Annotated in this window: 24 protein-coding genes; 11 read left to right on the top strand and 13 right to left on the bottom strand. The window is 71.6% G+C overall.

Features of this window, described 5'->3' with window-relative positions:
- Nucleotides 1-210 precede the first annotated feature (210 nt).
- Nucleotides 211-2,064, top strand: a complete 1,854-nt coding sequence (locus ABT137_RS41515; RefSeq protein WP_351717210.1) for an alpha-1,3-galactosidase-related protein — start codon at nt 211-213, stop codon at nt 2,062-2,064.
- A 94-nt stretch (nt 2,065-2,158) separates the two neighbouring features.
- Here the strand turns inward: ABT137_RS41515 and ABT137_RS41510 are convergent, their stop codons facing one another.
- The 6 genes from ABT137_RS41510 to ABT137_RS41485 all read right to left on the bottom strand — a co-directional run bounded on the left by ABT137_RS41510 (nt 2,159) and on the right by ABT137_RS41485 (nt 7,092).
- Nucleotides 2,159-3,388, bottom strand: a complete 1,230-nt coding sequence (locus tag ABT137_RS41510; RefSeq protein WP_351717208.1) for a cytochrome P450 — start codon at nt 3,386-3,388, stop codon at nt 2,159-2,161.
- Complete coding sequence (locus ABT137_RS41505; RefSeq protein WP_351717206.1) at nt 3,385-3,819, bottom strand: hypothetical protein; 435 nt, start codon at nt 3,817-3,819, stop codon at nt 3,385-3,387. The genes ABT137_RS41510 and ABT137_RS41505 overlap by 4 nt, the downstream gene beginning before the upstream one ends.
- Complete coding sequence (locus ABT137_RS41500; RefSeq protein ID WP_351717204.1) at nt 3,816-4,355, bottom strand: hypothetical protein; 540 nt, start codon at nt 4,353-4,355, stop codon at nt 3,816-3,818. Before ABT137_RS41500 ends, ABT137_RS41505 begins: the two co-directional genes overlap by 4 nt.
- Nucleotides 4,356-4,403: 48 nt before the next feature.
- Entirely contained in the window at nt 4,404-5,591 is a 1,188-nt protein-coding gene (locus tag ABT137_RS41495) for a cytochrome P450 (protein ID WP_351717202.1), read from the bottom strand.
- 121 nt (nt 5,592-5,712) lie between these two features.
- The gene (locus tag ABT137_RS41490) at nt 5,713-6,339 is read right to left on the bottom strand and encodes a YigZ family protein (RefSeq protein ID WP_351717200.1); all 627 of its coding nucleotides are present in this window, start codon (nt 6,337-6,339) and stop codon (nt 5,713-5,715) included.
- Between the two features lie 126 nt (nt 6,340-6,465).
- On the bottom strand, nt 6,466-7,092 hold the full coding sequence (locus ABT137_RS41485; RefSeq protein ID WP_351717198.1) for a CGNR zinc finger domain-containing protein: 627 nt from the start codon (nt 7,090-7,092) through the stop codon (nt 6,466-6,468).
- Nucleotides 7,093-7,280: 188 nt separating this feature from the next.
- On the opposite strand from ABT137_RS41485, the gene ABT137_RS41480 reads away from it, so the two are divergent.
- From ABT137_RS41480 to ABT137_RS41470, 3 genes are all read left to right on the top strand, one after another.
- Entirely contained in the window at nt 7,281-7,997 is a 717-nt protein-coding gene (locus tag ABT137_RS41480) for an alpha/beta fold hydrolase (RefSeq protein WP_351717196.1), read from the top strand.
- A gap of 80 nt (nt 7,998-8,077) precedes the next feature.
- Nucleotides 8,078-8,932: an alpha/beta fold hydrolase gene (locus tag ABT137_RS41475; RefSeq protein WP_351717194.1), complete on the top strand. Its 855-nt coding sequence runs from the start codon at nt 8,078-8,080 to the stop codon at nt 8,930-8,932.
- Between the two features lie 123 nt (nt 8,933-9,055).
- On the top strand, nt 9,056-9,826 hold the full coding sequence (locus tag ABT137_RS41470; RefSeq protein ID WP_351717192.1) for an SDR family oxidoreductase: 771 nt from the start codon (nt 9,056-9,058) through the stop codon (nt 9,824-9,826).
- 88 nt (nt 9,827-9,914) lie between these two features.
- Here ABT137_RS41470 and ABT137_RS41465 read toward each other — a convergent pair whose 3' ends face one another.
- Together ABT137_RS41465 and ABT137_RS41460 are read right to left on the bottom strand one after the other, a co-directional pair.
- On the bottom strand, nt 9,915-10,457 hold the full coding sequence (locus ABT137_RS41465) for a SixA phosphatase family protein (RefSeq protein ID WP_351717191.1): 543 nt from the start codon (nt 10,455-10,457) through the stop codon (nt 9,915-9,917).
- Nucleotides 10,454-11,191: a hypothetical protein gene (locus ABT137_RS41460; protein ID WP_351717189.1), complete on the bottom strand. Its 738-nt coding sequence runs from the start codon at nt 11,189-11,191 to the stop codon at nt 10,454-10,456. Before ABT137_RS41460 ends, ABT137_RS41465 begins: the two co-directional genes overlap by 4 nt.
- Nucleotides 11,192-11,396: 205 nt before the next feature.
- On the opposite strand from ABT137_RS41460, the gene ABT137_RS41455 reads away from it, so the two are divergent.
- From ABT137_RS41455 to ABT137_RS41445, 3 genes are all read left to right on the top strand, one after another.
- Nucleotides 11,397-11,810, top strand: a complete 414-nt coding sequence (locus ABT137_RS41455) for a CoA-binding protein (protein ID WP_351717188.1) — start codon at nt 11,397-11,399, stop codon at nt 11,808-11,810.
- 229 nt (nt 11,811-12,039) lie between these two features.
- Nucleotides 12,040-13,677, top strand: coding sequence for an APC family permease (locus ABT137_RS41450; RefSeq protein WP_351717186.1), 1,638 nt, complete (start codon nt 12,040-12,042; stop codon nt 13,675-13,677).
- Nucleotides 13,678-13,752: 75 nt separating this feature from the next.
- On the top strand, nt 13,753-14,976 hold the full coding sequence (locus tag ABT137_RS41445) for a 4-hydroxybenzoate 3-monooxygenase (RefSeq protein ID WP_351717185.1): 1,224 nt from the start codon (nt 13,753-13,755) through the stop codon (nt 14,974-14,976).
- A 3-nt stretch (nt 14,977-14,979) separates the two neighbouring features.
- Here ABT137_RS41445 and ABT137_RS41440 read toward each other — a convergent pair whose 3' ends face one another.
- Complete coding sequence (locus ABT137_RS41440) at nt 14,980-16,362, bottom strand: MFS transporter (protein WP_351717183.1); 1,383 nt, start codon at nt 16,360-16,362, stop codon at nt 14,980-14,982.
- Nucleotides 16,363-16,434: 72 nt separating this feature from the next.
- Here ABT137_RS41440 and ABT137_RS41435 point away from each other — a divergent pair, with 72 nt between their 5' ends.
- Nucleotides 16,435-16,845: a MarR family transcriptional regulator gene (locus tag ABT137_RS41435; protein WP_351717181.1), complete on the top strand. Its 411-nt coding sequence runs from the start codon at nt 16,435-16,437 to the stop codon at nt 16,843-16,845.
- Here the strand turns inward: ABT137_RS41435 and ABT137_RS41430 are convergent.
- A complete protein-coding gene (locus tag ABT137_RS41430) occupies nt 16,826-17,191 on the bottom strand; it encodes an ArsR/SmtB family transcription factor (RefSeq protein ID WP_351717180.1) in 366 nt (121 codons plus the stop codon). The two genes, ABT137_RS41435 and ABT137_RS41430, sit on opposite strands and share 20 nt — an antisense overlap.
- A gap of 63 nt (nt 17,192-17,254) precedes the next feature.
- On the opposite strand from ABT137_RS41430, the gene ABT137_RS41425 reads away from it, so the two are divergent.
- Nucleotides 17,255-18,427: a cation diffusion facilitator family transporter gene (locus ABT137_RS41425; protein ID WP_351717178.1), complete on the top strand. Its 1,173-nt coding sequence runs from the start codon at nt 17,255-17,257 to the stop codon at nt 18,425-18,427.
- Here ABT137_RS41425 and ABT137_RS41420 read toward each other — a convergent pair.
- Both ABT137_RS41420 and ABT137_RS41415 read right to left on the bottom strand, forming a co-directional pair.
- Complete coding sequence (locus ABT137_RS41420; protein ID WP_351717176.1) at nt 18,424-18,978, bottom strand: YbaK/EbsC family protein; 555 nt, start codon at nt 18,976-18,978, stop codon at nt 18,424-18,426. The two genes, ABT137_RS41425 and ABT137_RS41420, sit on opposite strands and share 4 nt — an antisense overlap.
- A 31-nt stretch (nt 18,979-19,009) precedes the next feature.
- Nucleotides 19,010-19,582 carry a cupin domain-containing protein gene (locus tag ABT137_RS41415; protein ID WP_351717175.1) on the bottom strand — a complete coding sequence of 191 codons (573 nt, stop codon included), beginning with the start codon at nt 19,580-19,582 and terminating at the stop codon, nt 19,010-19,012.
- Nucleotides 19,583-19,697: 115 nt separating this feature from the next.
- Here ABT137_RS41415 and ABT137_RS41410 point away from each other — a divergent pair, with 115 nt between their 5' ends.
- A complete protein-coding gene (locus ABT137_RS41410; RefSeq protein ID WP_351717173.1) occupies nt 19,698-20,555 on the top strand; it encodes a DMT family transporter in 858 nt (285 codons plus the stop codon).
- Nucleotides 20,556-20,586: 31 nt separating this feature from the next.
- Here ABT137_RS41410 and ABT137_RS41405 read toward each other — a convergent pair whose 3' ends face one another.
- A complete protein-coding gene (locus ABT137_RS41405) occupies nt 20,587-21,351 on the bottom strand; it encodes an acyltransferase (RefSeq protein ID WP_351717171.1) in 765 nt (254 codons plus the stop codon).
- A gap of 109 nt (nt 21,352-21,460) precedes the next feature.
- On the opposite strand from ABT137_RS41405, the gene ABT137_RS41400 reads away from it, so the two are divergent.
- Nucleotides 21,461-21,988, top strand: a complete 528-nt coding sequence (locus ABT137_RS41400; RefSeq protein WP_351717169.1) for a gamma carbonic anhydrase family protein — start codon at nt 21,461-21,463, stop codon at nt 21,986-21,988.
- The last annotated feature ends 19 nt before the right edge of the window (nt 21,989-22,007 follow it).

The following is a 22,007-nucleotide window of genomic DNA, read 5'->3' as shown; positions in this document are numbered from 1 at the left end:
CAGCGTCCTCGCCCTCCTCGGCAACCGCGACGTCCCCGTCGGCGAACTCCTCTTCGACCCCGAACTCGTCGTCCGCGCCAGCACCGCACCCCCGACGAGGGAGTGGGGCTGACGGGCGCCGTCCCGAAGGCGCGCCCGTCCTCTGCTTTGCGGCGACACAGCACGAATTGGCAGCGATCAACACTCACGGATGCCCCGGAGGGACTGTCCATGTCTCGGTTCGCGTTTCTTGGAGTTGCACTCGCGTTGCTCGGCGGCGCCGGCAGCCCTCCTGCCGCCGCGGTGGCGAAAGCGACCCCGGTGGTGGTCGACGTGGACGACTACGGAGCCGACCCCACGGGCCGGGCGGACTCGACGCCCGCCGTCACCGCGGCGCTGCGGCACGCCCGGAGCATCGACCGGCCGGTCAGAATCGTGTTCTCGAAGGGCACCTACCAGCTCTATCCCGAACGGGCCGAGAAGCGTGAGCTCTACGTGTCCAACACCGTGGGCGCCGACCAGCGTTACCGGGACAAGAAGATCGGGCTGCTCGTCGAGGACATGCACGACGTCACCGTCGACGGCGGCGGGGCCGAGCTGGTCTACCACGGTCTGCAGACGGCGTTCGCGTCGATCCGCTCCACGAACGTGACCTTCACGAACTTCTCCTTCGACTACGCGGCCCCCGAGGTCGTCGACGCGACCGTCGCCGCCACCGGTGTCACCGACGGGCACGCCTACCGCGTCCTGTCGATACCCGCCGGCAGCCCCTACCAGGTGAACGGCACGCACATCACCTGGCTCGGCGAGACCAGCCCGGCCACCGGGCAGCCGTACTGGTCCGGTGCCGACGGACTCCAGTACACCCAGATCCACGACCCGGCGGCACAGCGGACCCGGCGCGGGGACAACCCGCTGTTCAACGACGTCGCCTCGGTCACCGACCTCGGCCACCGCCGGATCCGGATCGACTACACCACCGCGGCCCGGCCGGCGGACGCCGGGCTCGTCTACCAGATGCGCAACATCGAGCGGACGGAACCGGGCGCGTTCATCTGGCAGTCGAAGAACGTGACCCTGCGCTCGATGAACGCCTACTACCTTCAGTCCTTCGGCGTGGTGGGGCAGTTCAGCGAGAACATCTCGATCGACAAGGTGAACTTCGCGCCCGATCCGGCGTCCGGCCGCTCCACGGCCTCCTTCGCGGACTTCGTGCAGATGTCCGGCGTCAAGGGGAAGGTCTCGATCACCCGGAGCCTCTTCGACGGCCCGCAGGACGACCCGATCAACATCCACGGCACCTATCTGGAGGTCGTCGGGAAGCCCGGCCCGGCCACCGTCACCCTCGCCTACGAACACCCGCAGACCGCCGGATTCCCGCAGTTCGCCCCGGGTGACGAGGTCGAGTTCACCGACAAGCGCACGATGACACCGCTGACGGACGCGCACGCGGTGGTCACCGCGGTCGAGGGGCCGAGCGGCACGGACCACGACAAGTCCCTCACCACGATGACCGTCACCCTCGACCGGCCGGTACCCGGCGGGACCGAGATCAACGGCACGGTCGTCGAGAACATCACGGCCACCCCGTCGGGGGTCATCTCCCACAACGTGTTCCGCAACGTCCCGACCCGCGGCGTCCTGGTCACCACCCGCAAGCCGGTCCTCATCGCCGACAACCGGTTCGACGGGATGTCCATGGCCAGCATCTACGTCTCCGCCGACGCCTACCAGTGGTACGAGTCCGGTCCGGTCACCGACCTCACGATCCGCGGGAACACCTTCACCCGGCCCACCGGTCCGGTCATCTTCGTGGAGCCGACCAACCAGGTCGTCGACCCGGCGCACCCGGTGCACCACAACATCAAGGTCGAGCAGAACGCGTTCGACATCGGCGACGTCACCGTCGTCGACGCCAAGAGCGTCGGTGGCTTCGCCTTCACCGGCAACACCGTCCGGCGCCTGGACGGCCCGGACCAACCGCCGTACAGCTCGCCGCTGTTCGTCTTCCACGGCAGTTCGGGCATCCGCATCGCCCACAACCGCTACGACAAGGGCCTGAACACCTCCGTGGTCACGGACTGATCCGGACTGATCCGGACCGGCCCGGGATGCCCCGGGCCGATGCGGGGATCTCCTCGGCGGCCGACGGCAGTTGCCCCGTCGGCCGCTCAGCCACTCAGCCGCGGAACACCACGGGCATGCTCGTCCAGCCGTTGCGGATGTGGTTCATGACCGGTGTCGGTTCGCCGGCGAGCTCCACGCCGGCGAACCGGTCGAGCAGTGCGTCGAGCACGATCGGTGCCTGGGCGCGGACAAGGCGGGCACCCATGCAGTGGTGGATCCCGGCGCCGAACGCCAGATGCCTGACGCTCTCGCTCCGGGTGATGTCGTAGCGGTGGGCGTCGGGGAACACGGACTCGTCCCGGTTGGCCGCCATGTACATCAGGTAGACGTGCTGTCCGGCGCGGATCGGCCGGCCGTCGATCTCGACGTCCTCCGTCGCGGTCCGCAGCATCGCCCGAGCCGGGGTGACGTAGCGCAGTGTCTCCTCGACGGCCGAGGGGATCAGCGAGCGGTCGCGGCGGAGCAACTCCCACTGGTCGGGGTGGAGGGCCAGCTGCCGGACCAGTCCGGAGAGCAGGGACCGGGTCGTGTCGTTGCCCGCTGCGAGCATGGTCATGGCGAACATGACGACGTTGGCCTCGGAGACGCCCCTGCCGTCGAGTTCCGCGGCCAGGAGGACCGTGAGGAGGTCGCCGTCGCCGGGGTCGCGGCGCTTTGCCTCCAGGTTCTCCACGATGAACCGCTGCAGGCTCTGGAACTCGGCGGCCGCGGCCCGCAGTTCCTCGAACGTCAGGTCGCCGGCGAGCTTCTCCAGTTCGTCGCTCCAGAACCGGACGCGCTCGAACTCCGTGTGGGGCAGCCCGATCATCCGGATCGCGGCGTCGATCGGCACCCGGTTGGCGTAGGACACCCAGTCGACCACCGTGTCCGGGGCGATCCCGGCCACGAGTTCCCGGACGTCCCGGGTCAGCGGTTCCCGCACCCGCCGCATCGCCTCCGCCGAGAACGCCGGTGCCATCACGCGGCGCAGCTCCGCGTGGCGCGGCGGGTCCGTGGTACCGACCTGCTCGCCGCCCTTGGGGAAGAAGCTGTCGGTGATCAGCTCGTCGCCGGCCTGCGCCTGGTACTTGACGTCGTTGAGGAACAGGCCCTTGGAGCTGACGAAGATCTCCGGCAGGCCGGCGACGGCCCGGATGTCGGCGTGCCGGGTCACCACGAAGGTGTCGAGAGGTTCGTAGTAGGAGAAGGGCGCGTTCTCCTGCATCCGGGCGAAGACCGGCCACGGATCGTCGACGTAGAACCGCGGGTCCTCGATCGGGACGGCGGGCGGGCTGTCGGTCATGTCGCGCTCCTGTCAGCTGCGTTCGCATCGTTCCGGGGTACGTGCCGGGAGTTCAGAAACGTCCTCAGGTCCGCCAGCGCCCCGGGCCCGGGACCGGCGCTCACCAGGAACTCGGGAACGGTGAGGTCGGGGAGCCGCAGCGCTCTCGCGAGCGAGTGCCACTCGCCGCGACACAGGCCGTCGTCGGTCTCCCCGCGCACGCCCACCTTCCGCACGGTGTAGCCGCGTGCGGCGTACTGGTGCGCGTCGATGACCACGCACCGCAGAAGTGTGCGGTGGGACGTGGTGGGAAGCGAGATCACCCCGTAGCCGGCGTCGGCGAGGACATCCAGCACGTCCGGTGTGCCGATCAGGTCCGCCGCGACCACGGCGACCCGGCCGCCGCGACGGTCCGCGGCGGCGCCGTGCGCGATCCCGGGCGACGCACTCATCCCGCCAACCCGCTCTCCAGGTCGAGCCGCAGCGAATCCGGTGTCGCGCCGGGCAGGTCCATTCCGACGCCCACCAGGCGCGGCGGCCGCAGTCCGCGTGCGCGGATCTCGGCCTCCAGTTCTTCGATCCACACGCCGCGCCCCGGGACCACCGTCCACGCGTCGGACCGCCCCGGCTCGCCGCGCCAGCGGGGGGCGCTCGTGACCAGGCCGACCCCGCTGGAGGGACTGCCGTCGATTCCGATCACGACGACCTCGGTGTCGGCGGCCGACGGGTCCCCGCTCATCTCGTCCACGACCGCCCGCGCGAGCTCGCGGCAGTGTTCGCGGTAGGTCGGGGTGTCGTACTGCTCCTTCGACTGCCACCAGCGGTCCGGCCCGGCGAAGGTGAATTCCGGGCAGGGCATCTGCACGATGCGGTGGTTCCGCTGCCGAAGCAGGTCGATCACGGGCGAGACCACCCCGGGACAGATGGCTCCGTCACTGACTTTCGCATTCTGGTTGAGAAGGCAATGGGACACCAACGCGATCGGCATGGCCCGTCTCTCCATGGGGGTGCGGTTTGTACGTCGCGTGCTGGTACGTCACGTCGGGCGCCGGGTCAGCCGGACCGGGACCTCGACAGGTCCCTGCACTCCGGACGGCGGGCCCCACCGCGCCGCGCCCGTCGGCTCCGGTGCGCCGAACCGGGCCGCCAGAGCACGCAGTACGGCGGTCAGCTGCCGTTCGGAGGCCGTGGCGCCTATGCAGTAGTGCAGGCCGGCGCCGAAGCTGAGGTGCGGCCGGGACGGCACGCGCCCTGGCTGGTAGGCGTCGCCGTCGGGTTCCGCGTCGCGGTTGGCCTGCACCGCGCACAGGAGTACCGGACGGCCGGGTTCCAGGGTGCGGTCGGCCAGCGTCAACGGCTGTTCGGTGAACCGGATCTGGATCGGCGCCGTCGGCATCCAGCGCAGCAACTCCCGCACCGCGGAATGGGCGACCGTCTCGTCCTCGGCCGCCGCCGACCAGGTCCGCGGGTGGTCCGCCAGCACCGCGACCAGCTGGCCGAGCGTCAGACGGTACGGCTCGAACCCGATGAGGAGCGACATCCGGGAGCGCGTCCAGTCCGGGCGCTCGGCCGCCGTGACGCCCTCCCGGCGGGCCAGCCGGCCGAGGAAGTCCTGCACGTGCTCGACGGCCGCCCTCGCCTGTGCGAGCGTCTCCAGCGGCATCAGCCGGTGGATGAGCGCCAGGTCCCGTACCGGTTGCGCGATCTCGCGGTACGTCCCTCTGTCGACGTCGAGCAGTCGCGCCGCCTGCGCGTCCACGATCGCGTCGGCGACGTCGGCCACGAACTCGCACGCGCCGTCGACGCCGGCGGTCGCGGCGAGGGCCTCGGCGGCGGCGAACGACGGGTCGAAGGCCGGGCCGCGCAGCAGGGGACGCATGCGCTGCCGCAGCGCGTCGTGGTCGGCGGCCCGGGAGAAGATGAGCAGCGAGGCGAACCAGGAGCCGATCGCGTGGTCCGTGACCCCGGAGCACCGGAGCTGCCGCCAGGGGTCGTGCACCAGGGTCGGCTGCCGCAACAGCCGTCCGACCGTGGCGTGGTCGCAGACCACGGGACCGTAGATGCTGTCCGGGAGCAGGCCCTGCGTGCGGGCCGCGCGCAGGCGGCGGTCGTCGAAACGGAACGAGGGGGAGCCGACGTCGACGAACGGCCGCTCCACGCCGTGGGGGGTGTCGTGGGGAGTGCCGCGGGGAGTCTCGTCCCCCTCGGCGACCTGCAATGCCATCGCGTGGCCTCACTCGTGGTGGCAAGGGCTCACCCGGCCCAAGCGCCTTCGCACGTACGCGAGTCATTGTGGGCGGGGCGCCCGGCCGCCGGTCAGGTCCCCGAACAGGCGTCCCCGATCGTCACGCGTCCCCGTACGCCTCCCCGCCCAGTTCGAGGGTCGCGGTGCCCGCCGTCGCGTCGGCGAGCCAGGCGCGGAAGGTGTCCACGTCGACGTCCGGCAGGCCGATCTCGATGGTGACGGCCTCGCCGTAGCGGACGTCGCGGACCTCGCGGCCGGTGGCGCGCAGGTCGTTCTGGACCTTGCCGGCCCGCTGGTGGTCGACGGTCACCGTGGCCAGCCGGAAGCGGCGGCGGGTGAGGGTGCCGAGGGTGTCGAGGGCCTCGCCGACCGCACCGCCGTAGGCGCGGATGAGGCCGCCGGCGCCGAGCTTGACGCCGCCGTAGTAGCGGGTGACGACGGCGACGACGTACCGCATGTCGCGGCGGAGCAGCATCTGGAGCATGGGGACGCCGGCGGTGCCGCCCGGTTCGCCGTCGTCGCTCGCCCGCTGGGTGGCGGCGTCGGCGCCGATGACGTAGGCCCAGCAGTTGTGGGTGGCGTCGGCGTGCTCCCTGCGGACCGCCGCGACGAAGTCCTGGGCCTCCTGCTCGGTGGCCGCCGGGGCGAGGGCGCACAGGAAGCGGGAGCGGTTGACCTCGGTCTCGTGCGTGCCCGCGCGGGCGACTGTGCGGTACTCGTCCTGCATCCGCCCAGCCTATGCGGACGCCGGGGGGCCGCTCGCCAGGGTGCCTGCCCCTGACCGAGCGCCGGTGACCGGTGCACCCGCGGCGACACGGACGGACCGGTCGACCGCGCGCCACCGACGCCCGGATCACCCGGTACCCGGGGGCAGGTCCTCTCGCGGGTGCTGCCCGTGCGTGCGCTCGTAGTGGCGGGCGACCCTCACCCGGTTGCCGCACACGTTGGCCGCGCACCACGTCCGCCGCTTGGTGGCGGCGAGAAACAGCATCGAGCAGGACGGATTCGCGCACCGGCGCACGGCGGCCAGCCGCTCGGGCGAGGCCAGCAGCTCGATGGTCCCGCGGGCCACGGCGGCGAGGGCCGCATTGCCGCCCTGCTCGGTGTGCCAGCGGGTCTGTGCGGTGATACCGGACTCCCCCCTGACGATGCGCGGACTCGTCGGCACGGCCGCGGCGGCCGCGTTGATGTCCTCGACGGAGGTGTCCTGAGGCGGCCGACCGGCCAGGTGGGCATCGAACACGTCGCGGATCGCGGCCCGCAGCGCCCGGGTGGCCTCCGGGCCGGGGACGGGCCCCTCGGGCAGCCGTGGCGCCTGCAACCTCCACCAGGTTGCGACGGCCGCCGGCGTGCCGATCAGGTCGACCTGCGGTTGGACGGCGAGCATCAGGGTGTCCGCGAGGTCCAGCGCGACCGAGGGTTCGCCTCCCATCGGAAAGCCGGCGCGCTGCATGTCCTCAAGCCTGGGCGGTGTCGTCATGACATCCATCTTATCCATTAGCCCCCACCGTCCCTTCTTGGTGCATGTCAGACAGAAGGCATCCCCTTTCTAACGCATGAAGTAGAGGAGTTGCCGTTAGTGTCCTAACGTGTATAGCCTCACCGTAGAAGTTAGACAGCGCGGGGGCGGCAGCGAACACCGGGACAGCGAGAGCAAAGGAACGGAACATGTCCACGAACCACATCGACGTCGTGCTGGTGCACGGCGCCTGGGCCGACGGATCGAGTTGGAGGAAGGTGATCGGCCCGCTGAAGGCCGACGGCATGCGGGTCGTCGCAGCGCCCCTGCCCCTGACCTCCCTGACCGACGACGTCACGGCGCTCGACCGCGTACTGGAGCGGCTCGACGGCCCGGTCGTCCTGGTCGGTCACGCCTATGCGGGCACGGTCATCACGGCGACACGCCACCCGAAGGTCGCCGCCCTGGTCTACGTGGCGGCACTCGCGCCCGACGAGGGAGAGTCCGCCGGCGACGTGTTCCACCGCGGGCGGCCGCACCCGCTGACGCCGAAGCTCGCGCCCGACCCGCACGGGATGGTCTGGCTGTCCGACAGGGACTTCACCGACGCCTTCGCGCAGCACGCCTCGGCCGAGGACCAGGCGGTCCTGGCCGCCGCGCAGCGCCCCATCGGCGCCCCCAGTATCGGGGCCCCGATCGAGCGGCCGCTGTGGAAGGACCGCCCGAGCTGGTTCCTGGTCGCCGAGGACGACCGCATGATCGCCCCGGAGACGCAGCGCTTCACGGCCGAACGGATGGGCGCCCACGTCCGCACCCGCCCCGTCGACCACACGCCGCAGGTCACCGCGCCCCAGGATGTCGTGGACATCGTCCTCGACGCCGTGCATGACGTGGTGACGACCGCGCACCCGGCCCGCACGAGCTGACCGGCAATCCGGGGGCGGGCGCGAGGTGACGACCACCAGGCGGCTGCCCGCCCCGAACCGACCCGCAGGAGAGACACACCATGGCCCCCACGAAGTACCGCACCGCCGACGTGAACGGTCTGAAGGTCTTCTACCGGGAATCAGGACCCTCGGACGCCCCGAAGCTGCTGCTGCTGCACGGCTTCCCCAGCGCCGGTCACATGTTCCGGGACCTGATCCCGCACCTGGCCGACCGATTCCACGTGATCGCACCCGACCTGCCCGGCTTCGGACAGTCCGACATGCCGGACCGTGACAGCTTCGGCTACACCTTCGAAACCCTCACCGACGTCGTCGAGGGCTTCACCGACGCGGTGGGCTTCGATCGGTACGCGCTCTACGTGTTCGACTACGGCGCCCCGACCGGGTTCCGGCTGGCCCTACGGCAGCCGGAACGGATCACCGCCATCGTCACGCAGAACGGAAACGCCTACGAGGAGGGACTCAGCGACGGCTGGAACCCCATCCGTGCGTACTGGAAGGAACCCACGCAGGCCCATCGCGACGCTCTGCGGACCATGGTCCAGCCCGAGACCACGGTGTGGCAGTACACCCACGGCGTCGCCGACCCGTCCTCGGTCTCACCCGACGGCTACACGCTCGACAACCACTACCTGGCCCGTCCGGGTGCGCACGAGATCCAACTGGACCTCTTCCTCGACTACGCGAGCAACGTCGACCTCTACCCCGCGTTCCAGGAGTACTTCCGAAGCCACCGGCCGCCCCTGCTGGCCGTCTGGGGCCGCAACGACCCGTTCTTCCTGCCGGCCGGAGCCGAAGCGTTCCGACGCGACATCCCCGGCGCCGACGTCCGGCTGCTGGACACCGGTCACTTCGCGCTGGAGACACACGCCGGTGAGATCGCCGACGCCATGCGCGGATTCCTCTCGAACTGACCGGGTGGCCCGGGCGAGTGGCTCCCCCGACACGGACTCGGCCACCCGCCCGGGCACCGGCGGCTCGCACCACGCGACCTCGGCTCCCGCCATGAGGTCACCCACGCGAGAGCAGGATTCACAATGCCTCAGTCAGTAGCCATCGTCACCGGTGCCAGCCAGGGCATCGGCCGATCCACCGCGATCCGGCTGGCGCGCGACTTCGATTCGATCGCGCTCGTGGCCCGCAACCGTGCCAACCTCGCCAAGACGGCGACCGCCGTCACCGAAGCGGGCGCCGAACCCCTGGTCGTCGACGTGGACCTGGCCGACCCCGCCGCGGCACGCCGTGTCGTCGACAGGACCCTCACCATGTTCGGCCGCATCGACGCCCTGCTGAACATCGCGGGTGCCGTCCCGCAGGTCGATCTGTTCGACATGAGCGACGAGCAGTGGGACCAGGGGCTCGCGCTCAAGCTGCACGGTGCCCGCCGCCTCACGGTCGCGGCGTGGCCGGCCCTGAAGAAGACCAAGGGGTCCGTCGTCCTCATCTCGGGCAACTCCGCGCTCTTTCCCAAAGCCCCCTACGCCGCGGTGGGCACGGTCAACGCGGCGATCGTCGCACTGGCCAAGGCGTTCTCCGATCGCGGCATCGCCGACGGCATCCAGGTCAACAGCGTCCTGCCCGGACCGGTGATGACCGGCCGCCGCCGCTCCTACCTGGAGCACTGGGCACCGCTCCACCACATGACCGTCGAGGAGGCCACCGACCGGTTCCCCCGGGAGGCGGGCATCGGACGCTACGGCGAACCGGACGAGATCGCCGAACTCATGGCCTTCCTCGTCTCGCCGGCGGCACGCTGGATGACCGGCTCGGCCCTCCGGATGGACGGCGGCGAGGTCAAATCGGTCTGAGCCCACCGCCCGCGACCGGTCTGAGCCCACCGCCCGCGACCGGAACTCCGCCGCCCGCACCGGAACCCCGCACAGCGACAGGCGGCTGTCACTGCTCCTTCCCCCGGGCCACCGTCACCTCCGTCAGCAGGGCCGTCCCCGGGGCGAGGGCCGCCCACGTCGTGCCGTGCCAGGCCAGGACGGCGATCGCAGAGGTCGGGAACTTCTTGCGCACCTGCTCCAGGGTGTCGTCGAGGCCGTCGCCCGCGAGGTCGAGGACGAGTTCCTCCAGGCCGGGGTTGTGCCCGACCAGCAGCAGCGTCTCCACCTCGGCCGGCACCTCGTGCACGACCGCCAGCAGGTCGGGTACGTCGGCCGCGTACACCCGCCCGTCGTAGCGGACCGGCGGCGGTGTGCCCCACTGGCCGGAGGCCAGCTCCCAGGTCTGCCGGGCGCGTACCGCGGTGGAGCACACCGCGAGGTCGGGCAGGCAGTCGGACTCGGCGAGGGCACGGCCGGCCGCGGGGGCGTCGCGGCGGCCGCGGTCCGCGAGCGGGCGCAGCCGGTCCGGGACGCCCTCGGGCCAGGCCGACTTGGCGTGCCGCAGGACGACCAGGCGGCGCAGCGGGCCCGCGCCCGCCCGGGTGATCACGCCGCCCGCCCGAGGTCGCGGGTGAGGTCGAGGGCGAGCAGCCGGTCGGCGTAGGCGCAGGTCTCGAAGCGGGCGCCGTCCGGGATCTCGGGCTGGTTCTCCATCCAGCGCAGCACGCCGAGCACCCCGGGCACGTCGAGGTCGTCCTCCCAGGCGTCCCGCAGTCGTCCCCTTACCTTCTCGGGCACCGGCCGCGAGGGGCTGCGTGCCCAGTGCGCCACCGACCGGCGCAGCCTGCCGAGCCGCCGTCCGGCCGCATCGAGGGCGCCGGCGCCGAGGTGGACGGCCGTGCCGCGCGGGGCGTCGAGGAGGGCGAGCCGCAGTGCGGCGGGGTCGTCGAGGGTGTTGAGGACACCGGCGTCGGGTCCGTCGGCGGGGGCGACCGCGACGGTCACGCCGGTCCCGGTACCGGGCACGGTGCCGCCCGTGGCCGTCACGTGGACGACCTGTGCCTCGCCCAGTCCCGCGGCGAGGTCACGGCCGTCCTCGAAGGGGCGGATGCCGAGGGTGGTGGCGGCCGCGTGCAGCTCGGCCTGGTGGCGGTCGGCGATGAGCAGGGGCAGGACCGGGGTGCCGCCGAGTTCCAGCGCGCGCAGGAGGAGGTCGGTGGTGAGCAGGACCCGCAGCGCCGTCAGGTCGTACCCGGAGGCGTGTGCCTCCACCCGGGTCAGGGCACGGCGGGCGGAGACGGCGGGGACGGTCTCACCGGACTTGGCGTCGAGGATGCGCAGCACGGGCTGAGCGTAGGCGGGTGGCGGGCCGTACGCAGGCACCTTGCGACGATTCAGGTCACCGTGGCGGGACATGCGGGACATGCGACACCCCCTGCCGCGTGGGCTGTCCCGACGGTACCGCGCGGACCGGGTCCGGGCCGGGGAATCAGGGTCCGGCGGCCGCTGTTGCCCACGGCGAATGTTCCCCGAGCCGAGGAGGCCGACGGTGTACGGCGACGAAGCGACGATCCGCAGGATTCTGACCGGGACGGGTGACACCTGGGCGGTGGTCGGCCTGTCGTCCAACCGGGGACGGGCGGCGTACGGGGTGGCGCAGGTGCTGCAGCGGTTCGGCAAGCGGATCGTGCCGGTCCACCCCAAGGCGGAGACGGTGCACGGTGAGCAGGGCTACGCGTCCCTCTCGGAGATCCCCTTCGAGGTCGACGTCGTCGACGTCTTCGTCAACAGCGAGCTGGCCGGGCCGGTCGCGGACGAAGCGGTGGCGAAGGGCGCGAAGGCGGTGTGGTTCCAGCTCGGGGTGGTCGACGAGGCGGCGTACGAGCGGGTGCGGGCCGCGGGTCTGGACATGGTCATGGACCGCTGCCCGGCCATCGAAATTCCCCTCCTGGACCAGAACTGAGCCGGATTTGAGGAAGATCTGAGCTTGCCTGTCTTACCCTCTTCTCACTAAACACAACTGAATACGGACATTCTGTGACCCTCGCTGACCTGTGCAAAAGCTTTGGCCAAGACAGGAAAGATCGAGGGTCAAATCTTTGGCAACACTCTTCTCCGGTTGCGGCGTGCGCCCTTAACTTGTGCCCTCTTGCTCGTTAAATCTGCGTTCAGAAACTGAGAGGCCACTTGACATGGTGAGTGTCGAGAAAGCCGCGACGGAGGACATCACACCTTCGGGCGGTCTGAGGCGGGACGTCGGCCTGATCGGCCTGATGTGGGCCTCTGTGGGCTCGATCATCGGCTCCGGATGGCTGTACGGCGCCGAGAAGGCGGTCGGCATGGCCGGCCCCGCGGCGATCATCTCGTGGGTGATCGGCGCGGTCGCGATCGTGCTCCTGGCACTGGTGCACGCCGAGCTCGGCGGCATGTTCCCGGTGGCGGGCGGAACGGCCCGTTACCCGCACTACGCGTTCGGCGGCCTGGCCGGCATGTCCTTCGGCTGGTTCTCCTGGCTCCAGGCGGCGACCGTGGCCCCGATCGAGGTCGAGGCCATGATCGGTTACGCCGGTCACTGGAAGTGGGCCCAGCACCTGGAGCACGCCGACGGGACCCTGACCACGAGCGGCCTGCTGGTGGCCGTCGTGCTCATGGCCCTGTTCGTCGGTGTCAACTTCTTCGGCGTCCGGGTGCTCGCGCACACCAACAGCGCCGCGACCTGGTGGAAGATCGCCGTGCCGCTGGCCGCGATCTTCATCATCGCCATCGGCAACTTCCACCCCGCCAACTTCCACTCCGAGGGCTTCGCACCCTTCGGCGCGAAGGGCGTGCTCACCGCGATCAGCACCAGCGGCATCATCTTCGCGCTGCTCGGCTTCGAGCAGGCCATCCAGCTGGCGGGCGAGAGCCGCAACCCGAAGAAGGACCTGCCGCGCGCCACGCTCGGCTCGGTCGCGATCGGCGCCGTGATCTACGTGCTGCTCCAGGTCGTGTTCATCGCCGCGCTGCCGCACAGCACGTTCGCGCACGGCTGGGCCGCCCTGAAGTACGCGGGCATCAGTGGCCCGTGGGCCGGTCTCGCCACCCTGGTGGGCCTCGGCTGGCTGGCCGTGGTGCTGTACATCGACGCGATCATCTCCCCCGGCGGCACCGGCCTGATCTACACCACCGCCACCTCCCGGGTCTCCTACGGTCTGGCGAAGAACGGCTACGCGCCGAAGATCTTCACCCGGACCGACTCCCGCGGTGTGCCGTGGTTCGGTCTCGTCATGTCCTTCGTGACCGGTGTGATCTGCTTCCTGCCGTTCCCGAGCTGGCAGCAGCTGGTCGGCTTCATCACCTCGGCGAGCGTGCTGATGTACGCCGGTGCCCCGCTGGCGTACGGCGTCTTCACCGACAAGCTGCCGCAGCGCGAGCGCCCGTACCGGCTGCCCTTCGGCAAGGTGATCTCCCCGCTGTCGTTCGTGGTCGCCAACCTGATCATCTACTGGTCCGGCTGGGACATCCTGTGGCGGCTCGGTCTCGCGATCATCCTCGGTTACCTGCTGCTCGGCGGCTACGCCTTCTACGCCCACAGCAGGAACCTGCCGGACGCGCCCCGGCTGGACTTCCGGGCCGCGCAGTGGCTGCCGGTCTACCTGATCGGCATGGGCCTGATCTCCTGGCAGGGCAGCTTCGGCGGCCAGAACAACATCGCGCTGTGGTGGGACATCCTGGTCATCGCCGTCTTCTCGATCGGCATCTACTACTGGGCCAAGGCGACCGCCTCCACGGCCCAGGACATCGAGCGCAGCATCGACGAGGTCGTGGTCACCGACGCCCCGGCGCACTGACCCGTCCTCCTCACCCGCGTCCCGTCAGCCACGGCGGCACTGCCGTGGCTGACGGGACACCGTCATAATGCGGGGGTGACTCACCCCTCCCCCCACAGCAACTCCCCGTCCGAAGAACGCCGTACGGTCGTCGTCGTAGGTGCCGGGCCCGCCGGGCTGACCGTCGGGAACATCCTGCGGGCAGCCGACGTCGACTGCGTGGTCCTGGAGACCGAGAGCAGACAGTTCATCGAGACCCGGCCGCGGGCCGGGGTCATCGAGGAATGGGCGGTGCGCGGGCTCCGGCAACGCGGCCTGGGCGACGGCCTGGTGGCCCGGGCGCAGGTGCACAGCGAGTGCGAGTTCCGCTTCGGCGGCGACCGGTTCCGGTTCGACTACAGCGAACTGACGGACCATCACCACTACGTCTATCCGCAGCCGTTGCTGGTGACGGACCTGGTGCGGGAGTACGCCGACGTACGCGGCGGGGACATCAGGTTCGGGGTGCGGGACGTCGCGCTGCACGACCTGGAGACGGACCGGCCCGCCGTGTCGTACGTCGACCCCGCGACCGGCGAACGGCACGTCCTGCGCTGCGAGTTCGTGGCGGGCTGCGACGGGGCGCGCGGGGTGACCCGGGACGCGATACCGCAGGGGCGGGTGCGCATCGCCCGGCAGGACTACGGCATAGCGTGGCTGGCGCTGCTGGCCGAGGCGCCGCCGTCCTCGGACTGTGTGGTGTTCGGCGTCCATCCGAACGGTTTCGCCGGGCACATGGCGCGCAGCCCCGAGGTCACCCGTTACTACCTGCAGTGCCCGCCGGGCGACGACCCGGAGAACTGGCCGCACGACCGGGTCTGGGACGAGCTGCGCGAGCGGCTCGGCGCGGCCGGGGCACCGCCGCTCGCCGAGGGGCGGCTGATCGAGAAGCGCCTGCTGGACATGCACGACTACGTGGTCGAACCGCTGGTGTTCGGCCGCCTCTTCCTGGCCGGTGACGCCGGGCACCTGACCGCGCCGATCGCCGCCAAGGGCATGAACCTCGCCCTGCACGACGCCTTCCTGCTGGGCGACGCGCTCGCCGCGCACGCCACCAAGGGCGACGACACCGGCCTGGAGGGCTACTCCCACGCCTGCCTGCGCCGGGTCTGGGACTACCAGGAGTTCTCCCAGTTCCTGTCCGGCATCTACCACGGCACGGCCTCCGGCGATCCGTTCCTCGCGGGCACCAGCCTGGCCAGGCTGCGCCGGCTGTTCACCTCGCGCACGGCGGCGACGGCCTTCGCCGAGCAGTACCTCGGTGCGGCCGCCGCCTTCTGAGCACTACGCGGGAACGGCCGCCGGGTTCCCGGTACGGGTCGTGAACAGCGCCGTACCGGCGAGGGCGAGCAGGACGACCGCGAGGGCCATGGCCAGATGGATACCGGCCAGGGGCGTGGCCCCCGCGGCCATCAGGGCGGTCGCGGCGGCCGAACCCAGGACCGAACCCAGCTGCCGGACCGTGTTGTTGACCCCGGAGGCCGCTCCGGCCAGGGACGCGGGCACGTGCCGCATCGCCTCGGTGGAGAGCGGGGCGATCATGCAGCCGGTGCCGAGGCCCATGAACATCAGCGGCACGGTGAAGACCGGTGCCGTGGCCGAGCCCTGCGCGAGCAGGATCACCGCGAGCAGTCCCGCGCAGAAGGACACCAGTCCGGCCAGCAGCACTTGGCGGCCGCCGATCCGGTCGCTGAAACGTCCGGCGAACGGCGAGACGAGGAGGGAGACCAGCGGGGAGGGCGCGAGGGCGAGCCCGGCGTGCACCGCGCTGAAGCCGAGCTGCTGCTGGAAGTAGAGGCCGAGCGGCAGCACGGCGGCGATCAGGGCGGCGCCGATCGCACCGACCAACGCGGTCATCACGGTGAAGCCGCGGTCGGCGAAGAGCCGGAAGGGCACCAGCGGCTCTGTCCCCTGGCGGCGCGCCTGCTGACGCAGGAACAGGCCGGCGAGAGCGAGCCCGGCGGCGCCGAGCGCGAGGATCCCGGCGTTCCAGGAGTACCGGTCGCCTTCCATCAGGGCGAAGGTCACGCAGGTCAGCGCGGCGGTGGCGAGCAGGGCACCGGACAGGTCGAGCCGGTGGGTGCGGCCGGTGCGCAGGTCGGGCACGAGGAGGAAGGTGAGGGCGAGGACCAGCAGGCCGATCGGGACGTTGACGAAGAAGACCCAGCGCCAGCCGACCGTGCTGACCAGCAGCCCGCCGAGCGTCGGCCCGGACAGCGTCGCCACCCCGGCGACCGAGCCCCACACGCCGAGCGCGGTGCCGCGCCGCCCGGCCGGGAACACGGCCACGACCAACGCCATGGTCTGCGGGGTGAGCAGCGCCGCCCCCAGCCCCTGCACGAGCCGGGCGGCGACGAGGACCCCGACTCCGCCGGCGAGCCCGCACACCGCGCTGGCCGCGGTGAACACCGCGACCCCGGCCGCGAACAGCGTCCGCTGCCCCCTCATGTCACCGAGCCGGGCCGCCGTCACCAGCAGGGCGGCCAGCACGAGGGTGTAGCCGCTGACGGTCCACATCACCTGGTCGAGCCCGGTGTGCAGGTCGCTCATCACGTCCGGGATCGCGATGTTGACGATCGTCATGTCCAGCAGGGTCATGAAGAACCCGAGGGACAGGGTGACCAGGACGGCCCAGGGGTTGCCGCGGAGCTTCGTCGTCTTCAGCATGAGCAGAAGCATATCCATCGGATGGAGATGCATCAAGATGAGATGCATCTTCTATGGATGTATCTTGGGGGCGTGAACGTCACCGACCTCTATCTGCTGGGCCACCGCCTCCAGAAGCTCGCCGAGTCCGCCATCCCCACGGACGGCATCGGCGAACACCCCACCAGCATCGGCACGGTGCTGATCGTCGCCGCCGACCTGCGGGACCACCCCCGGACCACGGTCACCGAGATCGCCAAGCGCACCGGCCTGGCCCAGAGCCAGGTCTCCAACTGCGTGGCCCGGCTGCGCAGCGCCGAGGCGGTCATGGCCGAACCCGACCCGCGCGACGGCCGGCGTACGCTGCTGAGCCCGGCCGCCGAGCCGTCCGCCCGCATGAAGGCGGTGCAGGAAGCACCCCTCGGCCCGGCACTGGCGGCCGAGACCAGTGACCCAGAGGCGGTACTCGTCCTACTGGAGAAGCTCAACCATCTGCTGCGGTAGCCGTCTCGGTCAGCCGGTGGTCCGCCACCTTCAGCGCCTCCTCGACCAGGCGCCGCAGATGACCGTGGCGCAGCGAGTACACCACCCGCCGCCCCTCCTTGCGCGTGCCCACCAGACCGGCGAGCCGCAGCCGGGCCAGATGCTGGCTGACGGCCGGCCGGGCGGCGCCGCACACCTCGGTGAGCGTGGTGACGTCGGCCTCCCCGGTCGTCAGGGCGTGCAGCAGGGTGAGCCGGGTGCGGTCGCCGAGCAGGGCCAGGAGTTCGGCGGCGAGCGCGAACTGTTCCTCGCCGGGGGTGCGCGGATGCGCATGATGCGCAGGTGATAGGTGCAAGCGTGCGCTCATACGCACATAATGGCGTCGTGGGCGTCCCGTGTCCACGTCCCGCACACCGGAGAGGGGAGCCGCATGAGCGACCGGCACCATCACGAACACGCACACGCGGACGGCCGTCATCCCCACCCGCACACACCCGCGGACGACCGCCACCCCCACGAGCACGCCCACGCCCCCGACCGGCGCGGCGAGCCCGCCCACGGCCATGAACACGACCACCGGCACGACCACTCCCACTCCCCCTCCGCGTCCGGCGGCCTCCGGCACCGTATGACGCACCTCCTGACGCCGCACTCCCACGAGACGGCCGACAAGCTCGACCCCGCGCTGGAGTCGTCGGCGCGGGGCATGCGCGCGCTCTGGGTCTCGCTGGCCGTGCTCGGCGCGACGGCGCTCGTGCAGGCGGTCGTGGTGGTCCTGTCCGGCTCGGTGGCCCTGCTCGGGGACACGGTGCACAACGCGGCGGACGCGCTGACCGCCGTACCGCTGGGCATCGCCTTCGTGCTCGGGCGCCGCGCGGCGAACCGTCGCTTCACCTACGGCTACGGGCGGGCCGAGGACCTCGCGGGGATCGCGATCGTGCTGACGATCACCGCGTCGGCCGTCTTCGCCGCGTGGACGGCCGTGGAACGGCTGCTGGATCCGCGTCCGGTCACGCACCTGACGGCGGTCGCGGTGGCCGCGCTCGTCGGGTTCGCCGGGAACGAGTGGGTGGCCCGGTACCGGATCCGGGTGGGCCGGGAGATCGGCTCGGCCGCGCTGGTGGCCGACGGGCTGCACGCCCGTACCGACGGATTCACCTCACTGGCCGTGCTGCTGGGGGCCGGCGGTGCCGCCCTCGGCTGGCAACTCGCCGACCCGCTGGTGGGGTTGGCGATCACCGCGGCGATCGCGCTGGTGCTGCGGGACGCGGCGCGCGAGGTGTTCCGGCGCGTGATGGACGCGGTGGACCCGGAGCTGACGGACCGGGCCGAGCGGGCGGTGCGGGAGGTGCCGGGAGTCCGGGCGGTGGGTGAGCTGCGGCTGCGGTGGATCGGGCACCGGCTGCGCGCCGAGGTGGCGGTCGTGGTCGACGGCGAGGCGACCGTACGGCAGGCGCACGCGATCGCCGTCGCGGCGGAACACGCGCTGCTGCACGCCGTACCGCGGCTGACGGCGGCCCTGGTGCACGCGGATCCGGCGCCGGCGCCGGGCCAGGCGGACCCGCATCTGGCGCTGGCGCACCACGCGCACCCCCGCTCCTAGACGCCCAGCCCCGCCAGCACGACCGCGCCCGGCAGCTCGGCGAACGCCTTGCCGGGGACCAGGAGTTTGCCGCGCCGACGGCCGCTGCCGACCAGGACGTAGGGCAGGTCGACCACGGCCGGGTCCACCAGCAGCGGCCAGTCGCGCGGGAGTCCGATCGGGGTGATGCCGCCGTACTCCATGCCGGTCGAGCCGGTCGCGGTGTCCGTCGAGGCGAACGAGGCCTTGCGGGCGCCGAGTTGGCGGCGCACCACGCCGTTGACGTCCACCTTGGCGGTGGACAGCACCAGACAGGCGGCCAGGGTCGTCTCGCCGCCGCGCCTGCCCGCCACCACCACGCAGTTGGCCGACTTCTCCAGCAGATCGCGCCCGTAGTGCTCGACGAAGACCGCGGTGTCCGCCCACTGCGGGTCGGTCTCGACGTAGACGATCCGGTCGGCGGGCACAGCACCGGTCCACGCGCGCAGGGCGTCGGCGACCGGCGCGGTCAGCTCGTCGAGGCAGTCGGGGGCGGGGACGGCGGTGTCGAAGTCTCCGATGGGTGCGCGCATGTCCGCACGCTAACAGCCCCGCCCGCCGGGCTCAGGGCACGGGCGGTACGGAGACCGTCATGACCATCTCCATCGGCACGTCCCCGGTGTTGCCGTACACGTGGGCCGTGTTGGCCTCGAAGGAGGCGCTGGCCCCGGTCGGCACGCGGTACTCGGTGCCGTCGACGGTGAGGGTCAGTTCACCGGCGATGACGTGGACGATCTCCACCGTACCGGTGGGGTGGGGTTCCGACGGGCTGCTCTCGCCCGGCATCAGGTGCCAGTCCCACATCTCCAGCGGGCCGGGCGCCTCGGTGCCGGCGAGGAGCCGGTTGTAGCTGCCGGCGTCGGTGTGCCACAGCCGTACCGCCTTGTCGGCGGGGATGATCTGGACCTTCGGGCCCTGTTCGTAGTCGAGCAGGGTGGTGATGCTGATGCCGAGCGCGTCACCGATCTTGACGACCGTGCCGATGCTCGGGTTGGTGCGGGCCTGCTCGATCTGGATCAGCATGCCGCGGCTGACCCCGGCCCGGGTCGCGAGCACGTCCAGGGTGAAGCCGCGCACCGCGCGCCAGTGCTTGACGTTGCGGGCCAGGGACTGGGTCAGCAGGTCGAGGTCCGACACGTTCCGTCCATCGTGGAAAGCATTGTGGTCCAATATTCTGAATGACGCAGTTCATCTGACTGAACTACGATGGGGTGTACCTGATCGTTCACCGAACTGTACTGCGAGGCGGGCCGTGACAGCATTCTTCGCCCTGACCACCAGTCTCCTGTGGGGGCTGGCCGACTTCGGCGGCGGGCTGCTCACGCGACGCGCCCCGGCGCTCACGGTGGTCGTCGTGTCGCAGGGCCTGGCGGCGGTCGTACTGGGTGTGATCGTGGTCGTCACGGGAGGCTGGAGCGAGGCCGGGCCCCGGCTCTGGTTCGCGGTCGCGGCGGGGCTGGTCGGACCGGTCGCGCTCTTCTCCTTCTACAAGGCCCTCGCCCTCGGCCCGATGGGCGTGGTCTCCCCGCTGGCCACGCTGAGCGTCGCCGTCCCGGTCGGGGTCGGGCTGTTCCTCGGTGAACGGCCGGGGCTGCTCCAGGTGGCGGGTATCGCGGTCGCCGTCACCGGGGTCGTGCTGGCCGGCGGCCCGCAGCTGCGTGGCGCGCCCGTGCAGCGCCGGACGATCCTGCTCACCCTGGTCGCCGCCGGCGGCTTCGGCACGGTGTTCGCGCTGATCACGGAGGCGTCCACCACGGTCACCGGCCTCTTCCTGGCCCTCTTCGTGCAGCGGCTGACCAGCGTTGCGACGGGCGGCGCGGCCCTGTGGCTGTCCGTGCGGCAGGGCGCGCCCGCGCTGCCGGAGGGCGGCTTCGCCTGGTCCACGCTCCCGGCGCTGGGCTTCGTCGGTCTCGCCGACGTCGCGGCCAACGGCACGTACTCGGTCGCCGCCCAGCACGGCCCGGTGACCGTCGCCGCGGTGCTCGCCTCGCTCTACCCGGTGGTCACCGCGCTCGCGGCCCGCGGCTTCCTCAGCGAACGGCTGCGCGCGATCCAGGCGGCGGGCGCCGGGCTGGCGCTGGTGGGAACCCTGCTGCTGGCCACCGGCTGAACCGGCGGCCGACGGCCCGCCCGGGCACCGCTCAGCTCTCGGGCTCCAGCTCGGCGAGCCGCGCCACGTCCTGCTCGTCCAGCTCCGCCAGCGCGCGCAGCTGCTCCGGCGTGGTGCCCGCCGGGATCGGCACCGGCGGGGGCGTGCGCAGCGGCGGCTGCCAGCCGGTCTCGGGCGTCCAGCGGCGTACGACCCGGGCGGGCGCGCCGGCCACCACGGCGTGGTCGGGCACCGCGCCCCGGACCACCGCGCCGGCGGCCACCACGACGTTCCGGCCGATCCGCGCCCCCGGCAGGATCACCGCGCCGGTGCCGATCCAGCAGCCCGGGCCGATCTCCACGGGCTCCATGCGGGGCCACTGCCTGCCGATGGGCTCGTGCGGGTCGTCGTAGGAGTGGTTGGTGGAGGTGACGTAGACGTACGGGCCGAAGTAGCAGTCGCTGCCGATGGTGACCGTCGTGTCCGCGATGACGTGACTGCCGCGGCCGAGGACGACGCCGTCGCCGATGCGAAGGATCGGGTCGGGGCCGAGGTCGAGGTCGGGCATCAGGCCCGCGGTGAGGGTGACCTGTTCGCCGACGATGCAGTGCGAGCCGAGGTGGATCCACGGTTCGCCGAAGACCGTGCCGAGCGGGAAGGCGAGCCGGGTGGCCTCGCCGAGGGCGCCGAACCGGAAGCGGCCGGGGTGGTCGGCGGTGACGGATCCCGTGCGCTGCACCCAGGCCCAGGCCGCGTGCACTGCGCGTTGGGCGAGGCGGCGGCGCCAGGACGAGAACGTGTTCTTGGGCTTCGGCACGCTGTCACGCTACTCAGCGGGCGCCGACTTAAAGAGGGCGGGCTGCTGTGATCTTCGCCCCAGGCGGTGGGCTAGGTTGCCGGGGAATCGACGACGACGGGAGACGGTGATGACTCAGCAGGCTCTGATCGTGGGGATCGGGGGGCGTGAGCCGAAGATCGAGGCCGACGTGTTCGTGGCGCCGACCGCCTCGGTGATCGGGGACGTGACGCTCAAGGCCGGGGCGAGTGTCTGGTACGGGGCGGTGGTGCGGGGGGACGTGGAGAAGATCACCGTGGGGGCGCACGCGAACGTCCAGGACAATGTGACATTGCACGCGGATCCGGGGTTTCCGGTGAGCGTCGGGGAGCGGGTGTCCATCGGGCACAACGCGGTGGTGCACGGGGCGACCGTGGAGGACGACTGCCTGATCGGGATGGGGGCGACCGTGCTGAACGGGGCCGTGATCGGGGCGGGGTCGTTGGTTGCGGCGCAGGCGTTGGTGCCGCAGGGGATGGTGGTGCCGCCGGGGTCGTTGGTGGCGGGGGTGCCGGCGAAGGTGCGGCGCGAGCTGACGGAGGAGGAGCGGGAGGGGGTGACCCTCAACGGGACCTTCTATGCGGAGTTGGCCAAGGCGCATCGCGGGGTGCATGAGTAGGTTCCACGGCGGGTGCGGG

This window comes from Streptomyces sp. NPDC001980 (genome assembly GCF_040296885.1).
GTDB lineage: Bacteria > Actinomycetota > Actinomycetes > Streptomycetales > Streptomycetaceae > Streptomyces.
This window is presented reverse-complemented; position numbering and strand designations above follow the sequence as displayed.

What these genes read in the sequence shown, in the direction of transcription:
- ABT137_RS41430 (WP_351717180.1), bottom strand. Translation starts at nt 17,191, where the DNA reads ATGAGCGCACGCTTGCACCTATCACCTGCGCATCATGCGCATCCGCGC.
- ABT137_RS41425 (WP_351717178.1), top strand. Translation starts at nt 17,255, where the DNA reads ATGAGCGACCGGCACCATCACGAACACGCACACGCGGACGGCCGTCAT.
- ABT137_RS41500 (WP_351717204.1), bottom strand. Translation starts at nt 4,355, where the DNA reads ATGCCGATCGCGTTGGTGTCCCATTGCCTTCTCAACCAGAATGCGAAA.
- ABT137_RS41400 (WP_351717169.1), top strand. Translation starts at nt 21,461, where the DNA reads ATGACTCAGCAGGCTCTGATCGTGGGGATCGGGGGGCGTGAGCCGAAG.
- ABT137_RS41515 (WP_351717210.1), top strand. Translation starts at nt 211, where the DNA reads ATGTCTCGGTTCGCGTTTCTTGGAGTTGCACTCGCGTTGCTCGGCGGC.
- ABT137_RS41420 (WP_351717176.1), bottom strand. Translation starts at nt 18,978, where the DNA reads ATGCGCGCACCCATCGGAGACTTCGACACCGCCGTCCCCGCCCCCGAC.
- ABT137_RS41440 (WP_351717183.1), bottom strand. Translation starts at nt 16,362, where the DNA reads ATGCTGAAGACGACGAAGCTCCGCGGCAACCCCTGGGCCGTCCTGGTC.
- ABT137_RS41510 (WP_351717208.1), bottom strand. Translation starts at nt 3,388, where the DNA reads ATGACCGACAGCCCGCCCGCCGTCCCGATCGAGGACCCGCGGTTCTAC.
- ABT137_RS41470 (WP_351717192.1), top strand. Translation starts at nt 9,056, where the DNA reads ATGCCTCAGTCAGTAGCCATCGTCACCGGTGCCAGCCAGGGCATCGGC.
- ABT137_RS41480 (WP_351717196.1), top strand. Translation starts at nt 7,281, where the DNA reads ATGTCCACGAACCACATCGACGTCGTGCTGGTGCACGGCGCCTGGGCC.
- ABT137_RS41485 (WP_351717198.1), bottom strand. Translation starts at nt 7,092, where the DNA reads ATGACGACACCGCCCAGGCTTGAGGACATGCAGCGCGCCGGCTTTCCG.
- ABT137_RS41505 (WP_351717206.1), bottom strand. Translation starts at nt 3,819, where the DNA reads ATGAGTGCGTCGCCCGGGATCGCGCACGGCGCCGCCGCGGACCGTCGC.
- ABT137_RS41495 (WP_351717202.1), bottom strand. Translation starts at nt 5,591, where the DNA reads ATGGCATTGCAGGTCGCCGAGGGGGACGAGACTCCCCGCGGCACTCCC.
- ABT137_RS41475 (WP_351717194.1), top strand. Translation starts at nt 8,078, where the DNA reads ATGGCCCCCACGAAGTACCGCACCGCCGACGTGAACGGTCTGAAGGTC.
- ABT137_RS41490 (WP_351717200.1), bottom strand. Translation starts at nt 6,339, where the DNA reads ATGCAGGACGAGTACCGCACAGTCGCCCGCGCGGGCACGCACGAGACC.
- ABT137_RS41450 (WP_351717186.1), top strand. Translation starts at nt 12,040, where the DNA reads ATGGTGAGTGTCGAGAAAGCCGCGACGGAGGACATCACACCTTCGGGC.